11 protein-coding genes and 1 riboswitch are annotated in these 15642 nt (G+C 74.0%); of the genes, 8 read left to right on the plus strand and 3 right to left on the minus strand.

Annotated elements, in window-relative coordinates; translation table 11 throughout:
* Positions 1 to 5: 5 nt before the first annotated feature.
* Complete coding sequence (locus ACIQ8B_RS26270; protein WP_290004175.1) at positions 6 to 947, minus strand: sucrase ferredoxin; 942 nt, start codon at positions 945 to 947, stop codon at positions 6 to 8.
* A gap of 312 nt (positions 948 to 1259) precedes the next feature.
* Here ACIQ8B_RS26270 and ACIQ8B_RS26275 point away from each other — a divergent pair, with 312 nt between their 5' ends.
* Complete coding sequence (locus ACIQ8B_RS26275; protein WP_290004174.1) at positions 1260 to 2324, plus strand: GTP-binding protein; 1065 nt, start codon at positions 1260 to 1262, stop codon at positions 2322 to 2324.
* On the opposite strand, the gene ACIQ8B_RS26280 is transcribed toward ACIQ8B_RS26275, so the two are convergent.
* Positions 2321 to 4774, minus strand: a complete 2454-nt coding sequence (locus ACIQ8B_RS26280) for a DNA topoisomerase (ATP-hydrolyzing) subunit A (RefSeq protein WP_106412087.1) — start codon at positions 4772 to 4774, stop codon at positions 2321 to 2323. The genes ACIQ8B_RS26275 and ACIQ8B_RS26280 overlap by 4 nt on opposite strands.
* A 664-nt stretch (positions 4775 to 5438) precedes the next feature.
* Here ACIQ8B_RS26280 and ACIQ8B_RS26285 point away from each other — a divergent pair.
* From ACIQ8B_RS26285 to ACIQ8B_RS26300, 4 genes are all read left to right on the plus strand, one after another.
* The gene (locus ACIQ8B_RS26285) at positions 5439 to 6824 is read left to right on the plus strand and encodes a M16 family metallopeptidase (protein WP_403550147.1); all 1386 of its coding nucleotides are present in this window, start codon (positions 5439 to 5441) and stop codon (positions 6822 to 6824) included.
* Positions 6821 to 8209, plus strand: a complete 1389-nt coding sequence (locus ACIQ8B_RS26290; RefSeq protein ID WP_403550113.1) for a M16 family metallopeptidase — start codon at positions 6821 to 6823, stop codon at positions 8207 to 8209. The genes ACIQ8B_RS26285 and ACIQ8B_RS26290 overlap by 4 nt, the downstream gene beginning before the upstream one ends.
* 202 nt (positions 8210 to 8411) lie before the next feature.
* A riboswitch (cyclic di-AMP (ydaO/yuaA leader) is annotated at positions 8412 to 8577 on the plus strand.
* Between the two features lie 12 nt (positions 8578 to 8589).
* Positions 8590 to 9363 carry a M23 family metallopeptidase gene (locus ACIQ8B_RS26295; protein ID WP_403550115.1) on the plus strand — a complete coding sequence of 258 codons (774 nt, stop codon included), beginning with the start codon at positions 8590 to 8592 and terminating at the stop codon, positions 9361 to 9363.
* A gap of 201 nt (positions 9364 to 9564) precedes the next feature.
* A complete protein-coding gene (locus tag ACIQ8B_RS26300) occupies positions 9565 to 10269 on the plus strand; it encodes a GntR family transcriptional regulator (RefSeq protein WP_403550117.1) in 705 nt (234 codons plus the stop codon).
* 142 nt (positions 10270 to 10411) lie between these two features.
* Here the strand turns inward: ACIQ8B_RS26300 and ACIQ8B_RS26305 are convergent, their stop codons facing one another.
* Positions 10412 to 10693 carry an HPr family phosphocarrier protein gene (locus tag ACIQ8B_RS26305; RefSeq protein ID WP_006136411.1) on the minus strand — a complete coding sequence of 94 codons (282 nt, stop codon included), beginning with the start codon at positions 10691 to 10693 and terminating at the stop codon, positions 10412 to 10414.
* A gap of 177 nt (positions 10694 to 10870) precedes the next feature.
* On the opposite strand from ACIQ8B_RS26305, the gene ACIQ8B_RS26310 reads away from it, so the two are divergent.
* Genes ACIQ8B_RS26310 through ACIQ8B_RS26320 form a run of 3 tightly spaced genes read left to right on the plus strand, consistent with a single transcriptional unit; the run spans position 10871 to position 15617 of the window.
* Positions 10871 to 13753, plus strand: coding sequence for a GNAT family N-acetyltransferase (locus ACIQ8B_RS26310; protein ID WP_403550119.1), 2883 nt, complete (start codon positions 10871 to 10873; stop codon positions 13751 to 13753).
* A 50-nt stretch (positions 13754 to 13803) separates the two neighbouring features.
* Positions 13804 to 14388: a DUF5998 family protein gene (locus ACIQ8B_RS26315; protein ID WP_290004165.1), complete on the plus strand. Its 585-nt coding sequence runs from the start codon at positions 13804 to 13806 to the stop codon at positions 14386 to 14388.
* On the plus strand, positions 14388 to 15617 hold the full coding sequence (locus ACIQ8B_RS26320) for an alkaline phosphatase family protein (RefSeq protein ID WP_106412081.1): 1230 nt from the start codon (positions 14388 to 14390) through the stop codon (positions 15615 to 15617). Before ACIQ8B_RS26315 ends, ACIQ8B_RS26320 begins: the two co-directional genes overlap by 1 nt.
* Positions 15618 to 15642: the final 25 nt, after the last annotated feature.

Genomic DNA, 15642 nt, shown 5'->3' on the forward strand with positions numbered 1-15642 from the left:
GGCAGTCAGCCGGCCATGGCCGCGGGGGTGAGCGCACGGACGTCGACGACGTCCATCCGCGCGGGTGAGCCGAGCACCGAGCCGCAGCTCTCCGGGCGGGGCGGCAGGGAGGCCCCCTGGACGACCTCCACCCGCCAGCGCCGCCCGTCCGCGTGGGCGACGGTCACCTCCCAGCGCGGCGCCGTGCCCTCCGTGCGGACGACGCTCAGCACCTGCGCGGCGTCCTCCCGCACGGCACGCCGTACGGCCAGCTCGGCCGCCTGACCGGGCCGCTCCCACGCGGAGCCGCCCCGGCATCCCTCGGTCACGATCCGTCCCTCCCGCGCGCCGTGCAGCACCTCCTTGACGGCGTGCGCCTCCGCCCGCCCGTAGGCGTAGCCGTACGGCAGCACGAGCACGGTGGGGGAGAAGCGGTGACCGCCCAGGTGGGTGACCTCCCAGACGCCCTCGACCCCGGAGGAGGCCAGTTCGGCCGCGAGGGGCCTGCCGAGCAGGGCGCAGCAGCGGTCGCGCTTGCCGTTGGTGCAGACGAGGGCGAGGGGGTCGCCGTCGTGCGGGACGCCGCCCAGCACCGTGCCGAAACCGGCGGCGTCGCCGCGGCCGAGGGCCGGGAAGTCGAGGTCGAGGAGGCGGGCGGGGTCGTTGGTGGTGGCGGTGTGCAGCCAGACGTCACCCGGCACGGTGTGGGCCAGGTAGACGCGGCGCGTGGCGGGCATGCGGCTGTCCGCGTGGCGACCGGGACGCCTGATGAGGGCGATGCGTACGCCCGTGCCCTTCGCGGCGGCCTCCAGGGCGCGGCCCAGGGCGGGGTCGAGGTGGCTCGACGTGAGCGCCTTGGCGCCCCACGGGCCGGGCTGCTCCAGCAGCAGCCAGGTCCTCGCGGTCGCCGCGGTTCCCGCGACGGGCTCGTCGAGCTCGCGGGAGACGGTAGAGCACGTGCTACTCACACAGGTGAGCCTAACCTGACTTCGACGTCGGCGCCTTGTCGGCCCACCGGCCGCCGGCGCGCCGCGTCCCGGGCACTTGTGGCCTCCCGGGGCGCCGAGCCGGCTCTGCTCGGCGGGAAGGCGGAGAGGAGGCGCACGAAGGGAAGCGAGGGCCGCCCAGCCCGGTGCCCTGCCCGACGTCCGCCCCGCGCACGCCGCTGACGATCGTTCGCTCCGGGGCGGTCGCGGGTACTCGTATCCTGGACCGTCAGTCGTTCGTCCGTGCGCACGCCGCCAGCGAGCCGGTGTGCGCACAGGTGTGAGAGGGGTCGTGTGTCGGAGCGGAGCAGCGGGCGGCAGATTCCGGTGGTCGTGCTGGCCGGATTCCTCGGCTCGGGCAAGACCACCCTGCTCAACCACCTCCTCCACCGCAGCGGCGGCAGCCGCATCGGCGCGGTCGTGAACGACTTCGGTGCCGTCGAGATCGACGCGATGGCCGTCGCGGGCGCCCTCGGCGACTCCACCGTGTCCCTCGGCAACGGGTGCCTCTGCTGTGCCGTCGACGCCAGTGAACTCGACGAGTACCTCGAGCGGCTCGCCCGCCCCTCCACCGGGATCGACGTCATCGTCATCGAGGCGAGCGGCCTGGCCGAACCCCGGGAACTCGTCCGCATGGTGCTCGCCAGCGAACTGCCGGACATCGTCTACGGCGGACTCGTCGAGGTCGTCGACGCCGCCGAGTTCGACGAGACCCGGGCCGCGCACCCCGGCATCGACCGGCACCTGGCGCTCGCCGACCTCGTGGTCGTGAACAAGACCGACCGGGTGGACGACCCGGAGCCCGTGCTGAAGACGGTCAGGTCCCTCGTCGACCGGGCGGCCGTGGTGCCCGCCACGCACGGCCGGGTCGACCCCGAGTTCCTCTTCGACTGCCGGCCCGGCCGGGAACGCGTCGGGCAACTGTCCTTCGACGACCTCCACCGCGACGGCCCCGGGCACGAGGACGAGCACGGCACGCATCTGCACGCCGGGTACGACAGCCTGTCGTTCGTGTCCGAGACCCCGCTCGACCCGCGGCGGCTCATCGCGTTCCTCGACAGCAGGCCGGCCGGGCTGTACCGCATCAAGGGGTACGTCGACTTCGGCCCGTACGACACGCGCAACCGGTACGCCGTGCACGCCGTCGGCCGGTTCCTGCGCTTCTACCCCGAGCCGTGGCCGGCCGACGGCGCCGAGCGGGCGACGCAGCTCGTGCTGATCGGGACCGGCCTCGACACCGGCGCCCTCCGCGCCGAGCTGGAGGGGTGTGTGAGCGACGGCGCCCCGCACACCGACGACGAGGCCGGCATGTGGGGCGTCCTGCGCTACGTCCAGGAGGGCGAGGACCCGGCGGCCTAGACCGGGCCCGCCACCACGGCCACCGTCTTGGCCAGGGACACGCCCGAGCCGTCCCGGCGCGGGTCGATCTGCGGGAGGCTCACCGCCGCGCCGTTCTTCTGCGCCGCGCGTGCCGGGGCCGGGCCCGCCCAGGCCAGGGACAGGCAGTCCTCGCCCTTCAGGAACCGCTGGCAGCGCACGCCGCCGGTGGCCCGGCCCTTGCGCGGGTACTGGTCGAACGGGGTCAGCTTGGCCGTCGTCTGGACCGAGTCGTCCAGCGTGCCGCGCGAGCCCGCGACCGTGAACACCACCGCGTCCGCCGCCGGGTCGACCGCCGTGAAGCTGATGACCTTCGCGCCCTCGCCGAGCTTGATGCCCGTCATGCCGCCCGCCGGGCGTCCCTGCGGGCGCACCTGGGCCGCCGGGTAGCGCAGCAGCTGTGCGTCGTCGGTGATGAAGACCAGGTCCTCCTCGCCCGTGCGCAGCTCGGCCGCGCCGACGATCCGGTCGCCCTCCTTGAGGGTGATGACCTCGAGCTCCTCCTTGTTGGAGGGGTAGTCGGGCACCACGCGCTTGACCACGCCCTGCTGGGTGCCGAGCGCCAGGCCCGGCGAGGACTCGTCGAGCGTCGTCAGGCACACCACCTGCTCGTCGTCCTCCAGGGACACGAACTCCGCCAGCGGCGCACCGCCCGACAGGTTCGGCGACGGCATCGCCTCGGGCAGCTGGGGCAGGTCGATCACGTTCACCCGGAGCAGCCGGCCGGCCGACGTGACCACGCCGATCTCGCCGCGCGCGGTCGCCGGGACCGCCGAGACGATCAGGTCGTGCTTGACCCGCTTGGCCCCGGAGGTGTCGCCGAACGGCCGGTCGTCGGCGGTGCGCGCCAGCAGCCCCGTGGACGACAGCAGCACCCGGCACGGGGTGTCCGCCACCTGCAGCGGCACCGCGGCCGGGGCGCCGGCCGACTCCAGCAGCAGCGTGCGCCGGTCGTTGCCGAACTTCTTCGCCACCGCGGCCAGTTCTGCCGAGACCAGCTTGCGCAGCTCCGCGTCCGAGTCCAGGATCCGGGTCAGCTCCTCGATCTCCGCGTTCAGCCGGTCCTTCTCGGCCTCCAGCTCGATCCGGTCGTACTTGGTGAGACGGCGCAGCGGGGTGTCCAGGATGTACTGGGTCTGCACGTCGCTCAGCGAGAAGCGCTCGATCAGCCGCTCCTTGGCCTGCGCGGAGTTCTCGCTGGAGCGGATGAGGCGGATGACCTCGTCGATGTCGACCAGGGCCGTGAGCAGGCCCTCGACCAGGTGCAGCCGGTCGCGCTTCTTGCCGCGGCGGAACTCCGAGCGGCGGCGCACCACGTTGAAGCGGTGGTCGAGGTAGACCTCGAGCAGCTCCTTGAGGCCGAGGGTGAGGGGCTGGCCGTCCACCAGCGCCACGTTGTTGATGCCGAAGGACTCCTCCATCGGCGTCAGCTTGTAGAGCTGCTCCAGCACCGCCTCCGGCACGAAGCCGTTCTTGATCTCGATGACCAGGCGCAGGCCGTGCTCGCGGTCGGTGAGGTCCTTGACGTCGGCGATGCCCTGGAGCTTCTTCGAGCCCACCAGGTCCTTGATCTTGGCGATCACCTTCTCCGGGCCGACCGTGAACGGCAGCTCGGTGACGACCAGGCCCTTGCGGCGCGCCGTCACGTCCTCCACGGTCACCGTCGCGCGGATCTTGAACGTGCCGCGCCCGGTCTCGTACGCGTCCCGGACGCCGGAGAGGCCGACGATCCGGCCGCCCGTGGGCAGATCGGGGCCCGGGACGTGCTTCATCAGGGCGTCGAGGTCGGCGTTCGGGTAGCGGATCAGGTGCCGGGCGGCGGCGATCACCTCGCGCAGGTTGTGCGGCGGCATGTTGGTGGCCATGCCGACGGCGATGCCCGAGGCGCCGTTCACCAGGAGGTTCGGGAACGCGGCCGGCAGGGCGACCGGTTCCTGCTCCTGGCCGTCGTAGTTGGGCGCGAAGTCGACCGTGTCCTCGTCGATGGACTCGGTCATCAGACCGGTGGCCTCCGCCATCCGGCACTCGGTGTACCGCATCGCGGCGGGCGGGTCGTCGTTGCCCAGCGAGCCGAAGTTGCCGTGGCCGTCCACCAGGGGCAGGCGCATGGAGAACGGCTGCGCCATGCGGACCAGGGCGTCGTAGATCGACGCGTCGCCGTGCGGGTGCAGCTTGCCCATCACCTCGCCGACCACGCGCGCGCACTTCACGTAACCGCGCTCGGGGCGCAGCCCCATCTCGTTCATCTGGTAGACGATGCGGCGGTGCACCGGCTTGAGACCGTCACGCGCGTCGGGCAGGGCGCGGGAGTAGATGACCGAGTACGCGTACTCGAGGAAGGAGCCCTGCATCTCGTCGACGACGTCGATGTCGAGGATCTTCTCCTCGTACGGGTCGTCGGGCGGCGGGGTCTTCGTGCTGCGGCGGGCCATCGCTGCCGGCTCCTTGCTGAAGCGTGGGACGGGATCTGACGCGGACCATTGTGGACCTTCGCACTGACAGAGAGGGACCAGGACCAGGGTCCTGCCGCCCGGTTCGGCGCGGTACGGCGGCGCGAGCAGGCTACGCGGCGCCGCCGCCGCGCGCTCCGCGGGGTGGCCCCGCGGCCCGCCGTCCGCGTCGTCGAGGGCGGTCGGCGCGCCTGCGACCGCGGGCCTCGGTGGTCCGGGGCGTGCCTCCCGGCGCCCGGACGGGGGCGGTCCCGCCCGGGCGTCCTGTACGGCCGAGGACCCCCTCCCGGGCACGGGGAGGGGACCCGCCCGGGGGCTCCGCACACCCGGAGCCGCCCTCCGCGCGGCCCCCCACGGCCGGTACGGGGCCCCGACACGCACCCGGCGTGCGCCCTCCGTCCACCGCGTCCCCGCAGCGCGCAACCGCGCACGGCAGCGCGCCCGAGAGGGCGACCCCGCGCGCACCCCGCGTCACGCGCCGTGGGCTTCACCCACTCCCGCACCACCCGCCCCACCAGGTTCTCGCTCTCGGCGTAGCCGCCCGGCCCGGGAACTCCGCCGACCCCTCACACGCTTGCATACAGTGGCAGGACCGGCAGAAACGGCGGTGTCGACGACGACCGCCTCCGCGATCGAAGGGACGTACATGCCCATGGGTCACACGGCCACAGCCCAGGCAGGCTCCGGGGGCCTGACAGCGACCGAACACCGCCTGGCCAACGGCCTGCGCGTGGTGCTCTCCGAGGACCACCTGACCCCGGTCGCCGCGGTGTGCCTCTGGTACGACGTCGGCTCACGCCACGAGGTCAAGGGCCGCACCGGCCTGGCTCACCTTTTCGAGCACCTGATGTTCCAGGGGTCCGCCCAGGTGAAGGGCAACGGCCACTTCGAACTGGTGCAGGGCGCCGGCGGCTCGCTCAACGGCACGACGAGCTTCGAGCGCACCAACTACTTCGAGACCATGCCCGCCCACCAGCTGGAGCTCGCCCTCTGGCTGGAGGCCGACCGCATGGGCTCCCTGCTGACCGCCCTGGACGAGGAGTCCATGGAGAACCAGCGGGACGTGGTGAAGAACGAGCGCCGCCAGCGGTACGACAACGTCCCCTACGGCACCGCCTTCGAGAAGCTCACCGCCCTCTCCTACCCGGAGGGCCACCCCTACCACCACACCCCGATCGGGTCGATGGCGGACCTGGACGCGGCGACCCTGGAGGACGCCCGCCAGTTCTTCCGCACGTACTACGCGCCGAACAACGCCGTGCTCTCCGTGGTCGGCGACATCGACCCGGAGCAGACGCTCGCCTGGATCGAGAAGTACTTCGGCTCCATCCCGTCGCACGACGGCAAGCCCGCCCCGCGCGACGGCGCGCTGCCCGACGTCATCGGCGAGGAGCTGCGCGAGGTCGTCGAGGAGGAGGTCCCCGCGCGGGCGCTGATGGCCGCCTACCGGCTCCCGGAGGACGGCACGCGCGCGTGCGACGCGGCCGACCTGGCGCTCACCGTCCTCGGCGGCGGCGAGTCCTCGCGGCTCTACAACCGCCTGGTGCGGCGCGACCGTACGGCCGTGACCGCCGGGTTCGGCCTGCTGCGGCTGGCCGGGGCGCCGTCCCTGGGCTGGCTGGACGTCAAGACGTCCGGCGACGTCGAGGTGCCCGTCATCGAGGCCGCCATCGACGAGGAGCTCGTCCGCTTCGCCGAGGAGGGCCCCACCGCCGAGGAGATGGAGCGCGCCCAGGCCCAGCTGGAGCGCGAGTGGCTCGACCGGCTCGGCACGGTGGCCGGCCGCGCCGACGAACTCTGCCGCTACGCCGTGCTGTTCGGCGACCCGCAGCTCGCCCTGACCGCCGTGAGCCGCGTCCTGGAGGTGACCGCCGAGGAGGTGCAGGAGGTCGCCAAGGCCCGCCTGCGGCCCGACAACCGCGCGGTGCTCGTCTACGAGCCCGTCGCCCCGGCGGCCGAGGACGCCACCGACGAGACCGAGGAAGCCGCAGCCGCAGCCGGCGCCGACGACAACGAGGAGACGGCGAAGTGACCGAGCTCGCCACGATGGAGTTCCACCCCCGGCCGCAGGCGGGCGAGGCCAAGCCCTGGGCCTTCCCGGCCCCCGAGCGCGGTGGCCTCGACAACGGCCTGACCGTGCTGCGCTGCCACCGCCCCGGCCAGCAGGTCGTCGCCGTCGAGGTGGTCCTCGACGCCCCCCTGGACGCGGAGCCGGAGGACCTCGACGGCGTCGCCACGATCATGGCGCGCGCCTTCTCCGAGGGCACCGACAAGCACACCGCCGAGGAGTTCGCCGCCGAGCTGGAGCGCTGCGGCGCCACCCTGGACGCGCACGCCGACCACCCCGGCGTCCGCCTCAGCCTCGAGGTGCCGGCCTCGCGGCTGGCCAAGGGGCTCGGTCTGGTCGCCGACGCCCTGCGCGCGCCCGCCTTCGCCGACAGCGAGATCGAGCGGCTGGTCCGCAACCGCCTCGACGAGATCCCGCACGAGCTGGCGAGCCCGTCCCGCCGCGCCGGGAAGGAGCTCTCCAAGGAGCTGTTCCCGGCGAGTTCGCGCATGTCGCGCCCGCGCCAGGGCACCGAGGAGACCGTCGCGCGCATCGACTCCGCGGCCGTGCGCGGCTTCTACGAGAAGCACGTCCGCCCGGCCACGGCGACCGCCGTGGTGGTCGGCGACCTCACCGGCGTCGACCTGGACGCGCTGCTCGCCGACACCCTGGGCGCCTGGACGGGCTCGCAGGCCCAGCCGCGGCCGGTGCCGCCGGTGGTCGCGGACGACACCGGCCGCGTGGTCATCGTGGACCGGGCCGGCGCCGTCCAGACGCAGCTGCTGATCGGCCGTGTCGGCCCGGACCGGCACGACCGGGTGTGGCCCGCGCAGGTGCTCGGCACGTACTGCCTCGGCGGCACCCTCACCTCGCGCCTGGACCGCGTCCTGCGCGAGGAGAAGGGATACACCTACGGCGTCCGGGCGTTCGGCCAGGTGCTGCGGTCCGCCCCGGACGGCACGGGCGCGTCGATGCTGGCCATCAGCGGCTCCGTCGACACCCCCAACACCGGTCCGGCACTGGACGACCTGTGGACCGTGCTGCGCACGCTGGCCGCCGAGGGCCTCACCGACGAGGAGCGCGACGTCGCCGTGCAGAACCTGGTGGGCGTGGCGCCGCTCAAGTACGAGACCGCCGCGGCCGTCGCGAGCACGCTGGCCGACCAGGTCGAGCAGCACCTGCCGGACCACTACCAGGCCGACCTGTACCGGCAGTTGGCCGCGACCGGCACCGTGGAGGCCACGGCAGCCGTCGTGAACGCCTTCCCGGTGGACCGTCTCGTCACCGTGCTCGTCGGTGACGCGGCGCAGATCAAGGCGCCCGTGGAGGCGCTCGGGATCGGCGAAGTCACCGTCGTGACGGCCGAGTAGGGCAGCCGCCGCACACGCGCGCGTGAAAGGCCCCGGTGACGGCGACGCCACCGGGGCTCCCTTATGCCCGAATTGGGGCGGAGGTTGCCTGTCTGCCCTGTGGTATGCGCTACAAAACCCGGGAATCGTTTGGGGATCGCGCGACGTCCCGCTTAGCTTCGTGCGGGCTGTTCGTCGGGCAGTGCGCCGCACCCGCGGCACCGGACAGCCATCGCCGAGTCCCCGTACGGCGCGAGCCAGGGGAGCCGGGGACCCACATGAGATCCCTGGGGTGAATCGGACGCCCGCGCGTGTCGCGAGGGGGTCCGTAGGAGACCTTCCTGCTCCGAACCCGTCAGCTAACCCGGTAGGCGAGAGGGAAGGAAAGGACCAGCCTGTACATGGCGTTCACCCGCGCCACCGGGAAGCACCGTCGTCCCAGCCGCGTCCAGCGCGGTTCCGCCCGCGCCGCGGGCGTCGCGGCCCTCGCGGGCACCGGCGTCGTCGGCTCCCTCGCGGCCCCCGCGCTCGCCGCCGAACCGGCCGCGGCACGGACCGGCCTCACCCCCGTCGTCACCCTGGGTGACGTGATCGCCGACCGCATCGACGCCCAGGCCGCCGCCCAGCACGAGGCCGCCCGCGTGGCGGCCGAGGCGGCCGCGCGCAAGGCCGCCGAGGAGGCGGCGCGCGAGCGGGCGGCCGAGGAGGCGGAGAAGGCCCGCGCCGCGAAGGAGCGCGCCGCCCGCGAGGCCGAGCGCAAGCGGCTCAACACCTTCGTCTCCCCGATCCCCGGCTCGTACGTCTCGACCGCCTACCGGAGCGGCGGCGCCATCTGGTCGTCCGGCAGCCACACCGGGATCGACTTCCACGCCGCGAGCGGCACGCCCGTCCAGTCCGTGGGCGTCGGCACCGTCGTCGAGGCCGGCTGGGGCGGCGCGTACGGCAACCAGGTCGTCATCAAGATGCACGACGGCACGTACACCCAGTACGCGCACCTGTCGTCGATCGCCGTGTCGGTGGGGCAGGAGGTCGCCGCCGGCCAGCAGATCGGTCTCTCCGGCGCCACGGGCAACGTCACCGGCGCCCACCTCCACTTCGAGGCCCGCACGTCCGCCGAGTACGGCTCCGACCTCGACCCGGCCGCCTACCTCCGGTCGCACGGCGTGAACATCTGAGGCGCGCCCGTCACGCCCTCGGGCCCCGGCTCCCCGCGAGCCGGGGCTTTCGCCGTTCCGGGGCACATCCGTCCCGGCGCCCTCCGTCCGAAAATCATGGAGGAATTCCGGTCCGCCGTCGGAAATCGCCGCCGATTGCAATAGAGTCACGAACGGACGTCAATCGTCGACGTTCCACGGGAATTGATCCGGAGGTCGGTCATGCGTATTCCCGCGCACTCGGTGTGCACGGCGATCCGGGACGACATCGTCGCCGGTGTCCACGGGCGCGGGAGCCGGCTCACCGAGGAACTGCTCGCCCGCCGCTACGGGGTCTCCCGCGTCCCCGTCCGCGAGGCCCTGCGCACGCTGGAGGCCGAGGGCTTCGTGGTGACCCGGCGGCACGCGGGCGCGTGCGTGGCGGAGCCCACCGAGCAGGAGGCCGCCGACCTGCTGGAGATGCGCCGGCTCCTGGAGCCCCTCGGCGCCTTGCGGGCGGCCCAGCGGCGCACCGACGCGCATCTGAAGGTGCTGCGGGGCCTGGTCAGGCTGGGGCAGGAACGCGTACGTCAGGGCAGCAGCGACGATCTGCGCTCACTGGGCGGCTGGTTCCACGAGACGCTCGCCCAGGCTTCCGGCAGCCCGGCGCTGACGTCGATGCTGACCCAGCTCAGGCACAAGATCGCCTGGATGTACGCGGTCGACGGGCCGGCCGACCCGGTGGCGTACTGGGCGGAGCACGGCGCGATCGTGGACGCCGTGGCCCGCGGCGACGGCGAGCGGGCGCGGACCCTCGCGGGGGTGCACGCCGAGCAGGCGAACGCCGGCCACCGGCTCCGGTTCGGCTCCGGCGCCGAGCGGTCCGTCCGCACGGACCGTGTGAGGAACGCGCAACATCCCGTACACATGCCGAGCCTGCGCCCTTAACACGGGCCCCGTACAAAAAGAGGGTGCGAAGGGCGGGGGATTTTTCGGCTGCCCGGAAATGGAAAGAGGAAAAGGAAAGGCCCGTCCGGGGTCCGGACGGGCCTTTCCGGGTCGCACGGCCGTCGCGTGCGGAAATACGGATTCAGACGGTCTCGGGGAGTTCCTCGAGGCCCTCGGCGACCAGCTTCGCCAGACGGTCCAGGGCGGCGTCCGCACCCTCGGCGTCGGAGGCGAGGACGATCTCCTCACCGCCCTGGGCGCCCAGGCCCAGGACAGCCAGCATCGAGGCCGCGTTGACAGGGGTGCCCCCGGCCTTGGCGATCGTCACCGGGACGCCTGCGGCCGTGGCGGCCCGGACGAAGATGGAGGCGGGGCGGGCGTGGAGACCCTCGGCCCAGCCGACGTTGACGCGGCGCTCAGCCATGTGTTGCTGCCCTTCGCTGTTCAGGGTTGTCTAGACCATTCTTCCATACCGTGGACGCGAGCCCGGAGCGGCGTCCGGGACGGCTCCGGCGGCCGCCGGGCCGCGGCCTCGGCCCGGCAGCCGTCCACCACAGACTGCCTCGCGCCGCTACCGGACGCGAGCCGTACTCTGGGGCCCATGCAGACCTCGTCGGACCGCCACGAGTACCCCGCCCACTGGGAGGCCGACGTGGTGCTGCGCGACGGCGGCACCGCACGCATCCGCCCCATCACCGCCGACGACGCCGAGCGCCTGGTCAGCTTCTACGAGCAGGTCTCCGACGAGTCGAAGTACTACCGCTTCTTCGCGCCCTACCCGCGGCTGTCCGCCAAGGACGTCCACCGCTTCACCCACCACGACTTCGTGGACCGGGTCGGGCTCGCGGCGGCCATCGGCGACGAGTTCATCGGCACCGTGCGCTACGACCGCATCGGCGCCGGCGGGCGGCCCGCGACCGGCGCGGCCGACGAGGCCGAGGTCGCCTTCCTGGTGCAGGACGCCCACCAGGGCCGGGGCGTCGCCTCCGCCCTGCTGGAGCACATCGCCGCCGTCGCCCGCGAGCGCGGCATCCGCCGGTTCGCCGCCGAGGTGCTGCCCGCCAACACCAAGATGATCAAGGTGTTCACCGACGCCGGGTACACCCAGAAGCGCAGCTTCGAGGACGGCGTGGTGCGCCTGGAGTTCGGCCTCGAACCCACCGACCGCTCCCTGGCCGTGCAGCACGCGCGCGAGCAGCGCGCGGAGGCACGTTCGGTGCAGCGGCTGCTCGCCCCCGGCGCGGTCGCCGTCATCGGCACCGGCCGCGCACCCGGCGGCGTCGGACGCAGCATCCTCGGCAACATCCGCGACGGCGGCTTCACCGGCCGCCTGTACGCCGTGAACGGGGCGCTGCCGGAGGGGCGGAAGGAACTCGACGGCGTGCCCGCCTTCCGCTCGGTGCGCGACATCGACGGGCCCGTGGACCTCGCGGTCGTCGCGGTGCCCGCCGAGCGGGTCCCCGAGGTGGTCGCCGAGTGCGGCGAGCACGACGTCCAGGGCCTCGTCGTGGTCTCCGCCGGCTACGCCGAGTCCGGCCCCGAGGGCAGGGAGCGCCAGCGCGCCCTGGTCCGGCAGGCCCGCAGCCACGGCATGCGGATCATCGGACCGAACTCCTTCGGCGTCATCAACACCTCGCCCGAGGTGCGGCTGAACGCCTCGCTCGCCCCCGACATGCCCCGCGCGGGCCGCATCGGCCTGTTCGCCCAGTCCGGCGCCATCGGCGTCGCGCTCCTGTCCCGGCTGCACCGGCGCGGCGGCGGCGTCACCGGCGTCACCGGCCTGTCCACGTTCGTCTCCTCCGGCAACCGGGCGGACGTCTCCGGCAACGACGTCCTGCAGTACTGGTACGAGGACGCCGACACCGACGTCGCCCTGATGTACCTGGAGTCGATCGGCAACCCCCGCAAGTTCACCCGCCTCGCCCGCCGCACCGCCGCGGCGAAACCGCTGGTCGTGGTGCAGGGCGCGCGCCACGGGGCGGGACCGCGCGGACACGCCGTCCGCGCGACCCGGCTGCCGCACGCCACCGTCTCCGCCCTGCTGCGCCAGGCCGGGGTGATCCGCGTGGACACCATCACCGACCTGGTCGACGCCGGCCTGCTCCTCGCCCGCCAGCCCCTCCCGGCCGGCCCCCGGGTGGCGATCCTCGGCAACTCCGAGTCCCTGGGCCTGCTCACCTACGACGCCTGCCTCGCCGAGGGCCTGCGCCCGCACCCGCCGCAGGACCTCACCACGGCCGCCTCCGCGGCGGACTTCCACGCGGCGCTCTCCCGCGCGCTGGCCGACGACTCCTCCGACGCCGTCGTCGTGACCGCCATCCCGTCGGTGGGCGAGGGCTCGGTCGGCGACGCGGCCCTGGCCGAGGCGCTGCGCTCGGCCGCCGCCGAGCAGCCGACCAAGCCGGTCCTCGTGGTCCACGTCGAGCTGGGCGGCCTCGCGGAGGCCCTGTCGGCCGCGACGAGCACGGCGCCCCAGCCGTCCGCCGCCTCCGGCCCGGACCCGGCGGCCGGCGGCACGCACGCGGGGGAGCGCGCGGAGCCCCGGACGGGGACGGGGACGGAAGAGGGCGCCGAGGCGGACGACCCGGGCGCGCCCACCCCCGTACCACCCCCCGAAGACGCCCACCTCATCCCCGCCTACCCCGCCGCCGAGCGTGCCGTGCGGGCGCTCGCGCAGGCCGTGGCGTACGGGCAGTGGCGGCGCGACGCCGCCGACCCCGGCAAGGTGCCCGCGTACGAGGACATCGACGAGCGGGGCGCCGCCGCCCTCATCGAGGGGCTGCTCGCCCGCGGGCAGGGCCTCAACCTCACCACCGAGGCCACCTGTGAACTGCTCGCCGCCTACGGCATCCACGTGCACCGCGCCCTGCCCGCGCCCGCTCCGGACGCCGCCGCCGAGGCCGCCCGCGCCCTCGGCTACCCGGTCGCCCTCAAGGCGACCGCCCCGCACCTCAGGCACCGCGCCGACCTGGGCGGCGTCCGCCTCGACCTGGCCGACGAGGAGCAGTTGCGCCGGGCGTACGCCGAGCTGACCGAGCTGTTCGGCAGCCCGGGGGAGCTGCGCCCGGTGGTGCAGCGCATGGCCCCGCGCGGGGTGGACACGGTGGTCCGCGCGGTGATCGACCCGGCGGCCGGCGCCGTGCTGTCCTTCGGGCTCGCCGGGGCCGCGTCCCAGCTGCTGGGCGACATGGCGCACCGCCTGATCCCGGTGACCGACCGGGACGCCACCTCGCTGGTCCGGTCGATCCGCACCGCCCCGCTGCTGTTCGGCTGGCGCGGGTCGGCGCCCGTCGACACCCCCGCGCTGGAGGAGCTGATGCTGCGGGTGTCGCGGCTGGTCCACGACCATCCCGAGGTGGTCGCGGTCACCCTGGAGCCGGTCGTGGTCGCCCCGCACGGCGTGAGCGTCCTGAGCGCCTCCGTGCGCCTCGCGCCGCCGCCCGCCCGCGACGACCACGGGCCCCGGACCCTCCCCGCGTACTGACCGGGGCGAGCGGTGCCTCGCAGTCGGTGGTCACCCGTAGGATGGGCGACATGGCCAAGACCAGTACGACGACCCAGGGGCTGCGGGCGGCGATCGAGCGCAGCGGTTACTACCCGGCTCTCGTGGCCGAGGCGGTGGAGGCCGCCGTGGGCGGCGAGCCCGTCCGGTCGTACCTGGTCCACCAGGAGACGACGTTCGACCAGAACGAGGTGCGGCGGCACGTCACCGTGCTCGTCCTCACCGCCAACCGCTTCATCGTCAGCCACACCGACGAGCAGGCCGCGGACAGCACCTCCCCGACCCCGTACGCCACCACGTCCACCGAGTCGGTCAAGCTCGGCCGGATCTCGTCGATCGTGGTCAGCCGCGTGGTCGCCAACCCGGAGTCGTACACGCCGGGCACCCTGCCGCGCGAGATCGTGCTCACCATCGGCTGGGGCGCCGTCTCCCGCATCGACCTGGAGCCGGCCGCCTGCGGCGACCCCGACTGCGAGGCCGACCACGGCTACACGGGCAGCTCGACGGCCGACGACCTGAGCCTGCGCGTCAGCGAGGCGGGCGACGGCCCGGAGACGGTGCGCCAGGCGCTCGCCTTCGCCCAGGCCCTGTCCGAGGCGACGGCGGACCTGCGCTGATGGCTCACCCCCCGCCCGCGGCCCACGACCGGGGGCGCCCGGCGCCCGGCGTCCCGGACTTCCACCCGGAGCCGCTCCCCGTCGGCTCCGCACCCGTCCCGGCCTACGGCACCGGCTCGCTGGCCGACCTGCTGCCCACCCTCGCCGCCGGACTCGGCGTCCCCGGCATGACCGCGGGCATCGGCGAACTGACCCCCGCCGACCGCAACTGCGTCTTCCTGATCGACGGCCTCGGCTGGGAGCAGCTCAAGGCCCACCCGGAGGAAGCGCCGTTCATGACGTCCCTGCTGGCCGCGTCGCGCGGCGGCACCGGGCGTCCGATCACCGCCGGGTACCCGGCGACCACCGCGACCTCCCTCGCCTCTGTCGGCACCGGTCTGCCCCCGGGCGCCCACGGCCTGCCCGGCTACACCGTGCGCGACCCGGACACCGGCGAGCTGATGAACCAGCTCCGCTGGCAGCCGTGGACCCCGCCGGGCGCCTGGCAGCCGTACCCGACGGTCTTCGAACTGGCGCACCGCGCGGGCGTGCACGCCGCCCAGGTGTCCTCCCCGACCTTCGCCGACACCCCGCTGACGAAGGTCGCGCTCAGCGGCGGCACCTTCCAGGGACGGCTGTCCGGCGAGGACCGCATGGACACCGCCGCCGAGCAACTGGCCGCCGGCGACCGCTCGCTGGTCTACACGTACTACGCCGAGGTCGACGGCGCCGGCCACCGCTTCGGCATCGACTCCGACACCTGGCGCGGCCAGCTCATGTACGTCGACCGCCTGGTGCAGCGCCTCGCCGAGCAACTGCCGCCCCGCAGCGCCCTGTACGTCACCGCCGACCACGGCATGGTCGACATCCCCTTCGACGAGACGCACCGCATCGACTTCGACGAGGACTGGGAACTGAAGGCGGGCGTCGCCCTCCTCGGCGGCGAGGGCCGCGCGCGCCACGTGTACGCGGTGCCCGGCGCCGCCGGTGACGTGCTGGCGTGCTGGCGCGAGGTGCTCGGCGAGCAGTTCTGGGTGGCGTCCCGCGACGAGGCGATCGCCGCGGGCTGGTTCGGGCCGGAGGTGGACGAGCGCGTGTACCACCGGATCGGCGACGTGATCGCCGCGGCGCGGGACGACGTCCTGCTCGTCGCCTCCGAACGGGAGCCCAGGGAGTCGGCGATGGTCGGCAACCACGGCTCCATGACCCCTGCCGAGCAGCTGGTCCCCCTGCTCGAAGTACGCTCCTGACGCGCTCCGTCCCTGATCCTCGCCG

Source organism: Streptomyces sp. NPDC096105, from assembly GCF_044763335.1.
Classification (GTDB): Bacteria; Actinomycetota; Actinomycetes; order Streptomycetales; family Streptomycetaceae; genus Streptomyces.

What these genes read in the sequence shown, in the direction of transcription:
- ACIQ8B_RS26310 (WP_403550119.1), top strand. Translation starts at nt 10,871, where the DNA reads ATGCAGACCTCGTCGGACCGCCACGAGTACCCCGCCCACTGGGAGGCC.
- ACIQ8B_RS26300 (WP_403550117.1), top strand. Translation starts at nt 9,565, where the DNA reads ATGCGTATTCCCGCGCACTCGGTGTGCACGGCGATCCGGGACGACATC.
- ACIQ8B_RS26305 (WP_006136411.1), bottom strand. Translation starts at nt 10,693, where the DNA reads ATGGCTGAGCGCCGCGTCAACGTCGGCTGGGCCGAGGGTCTCCACGCC.
- ACIQ8B_RS26280 (WP_106412087.1), bottom strand. Translation starts at nt 4,774, where the DNA reads ATGGCCCGCCGCAGCACGAAGACCCCGCCGCCCGACGACCCGTACGAG.
- ACIQ8B_RS26320 (WP_106412081.1), top strand. Translation starts at nt 14,388, where the DNA reads ATGGCTCACCCCCCGCCCGCGGCCCACGACCGGGGGCGCCCGGCGCCC.
- ACIQ8B_RS26285 (WP_403550147.1), top strand. Translation starts at nt 5,439, where the DNA reads ATGCCCATGGGTCACACGGCCACAGCCCAGGCAGGCTCCGGGGGCCTG.
- ACIQ8B_RS26315 (WP_290004165.1), top strand. Translation starts at nt 13,804, where the DNA reads ATGGCCAAGACCAGTACGACGACCCAGGGGCTGCGGGCGGCGATCGAG.
- ACIQ8B_RS26295 (WP_403550115.1), top strand. Translation starts at nt 8,590, where the DNA reads ATGGCGTTCACCCGCGCCACCGGGAAGCACCGTCGTCCCAGCCGCGTC.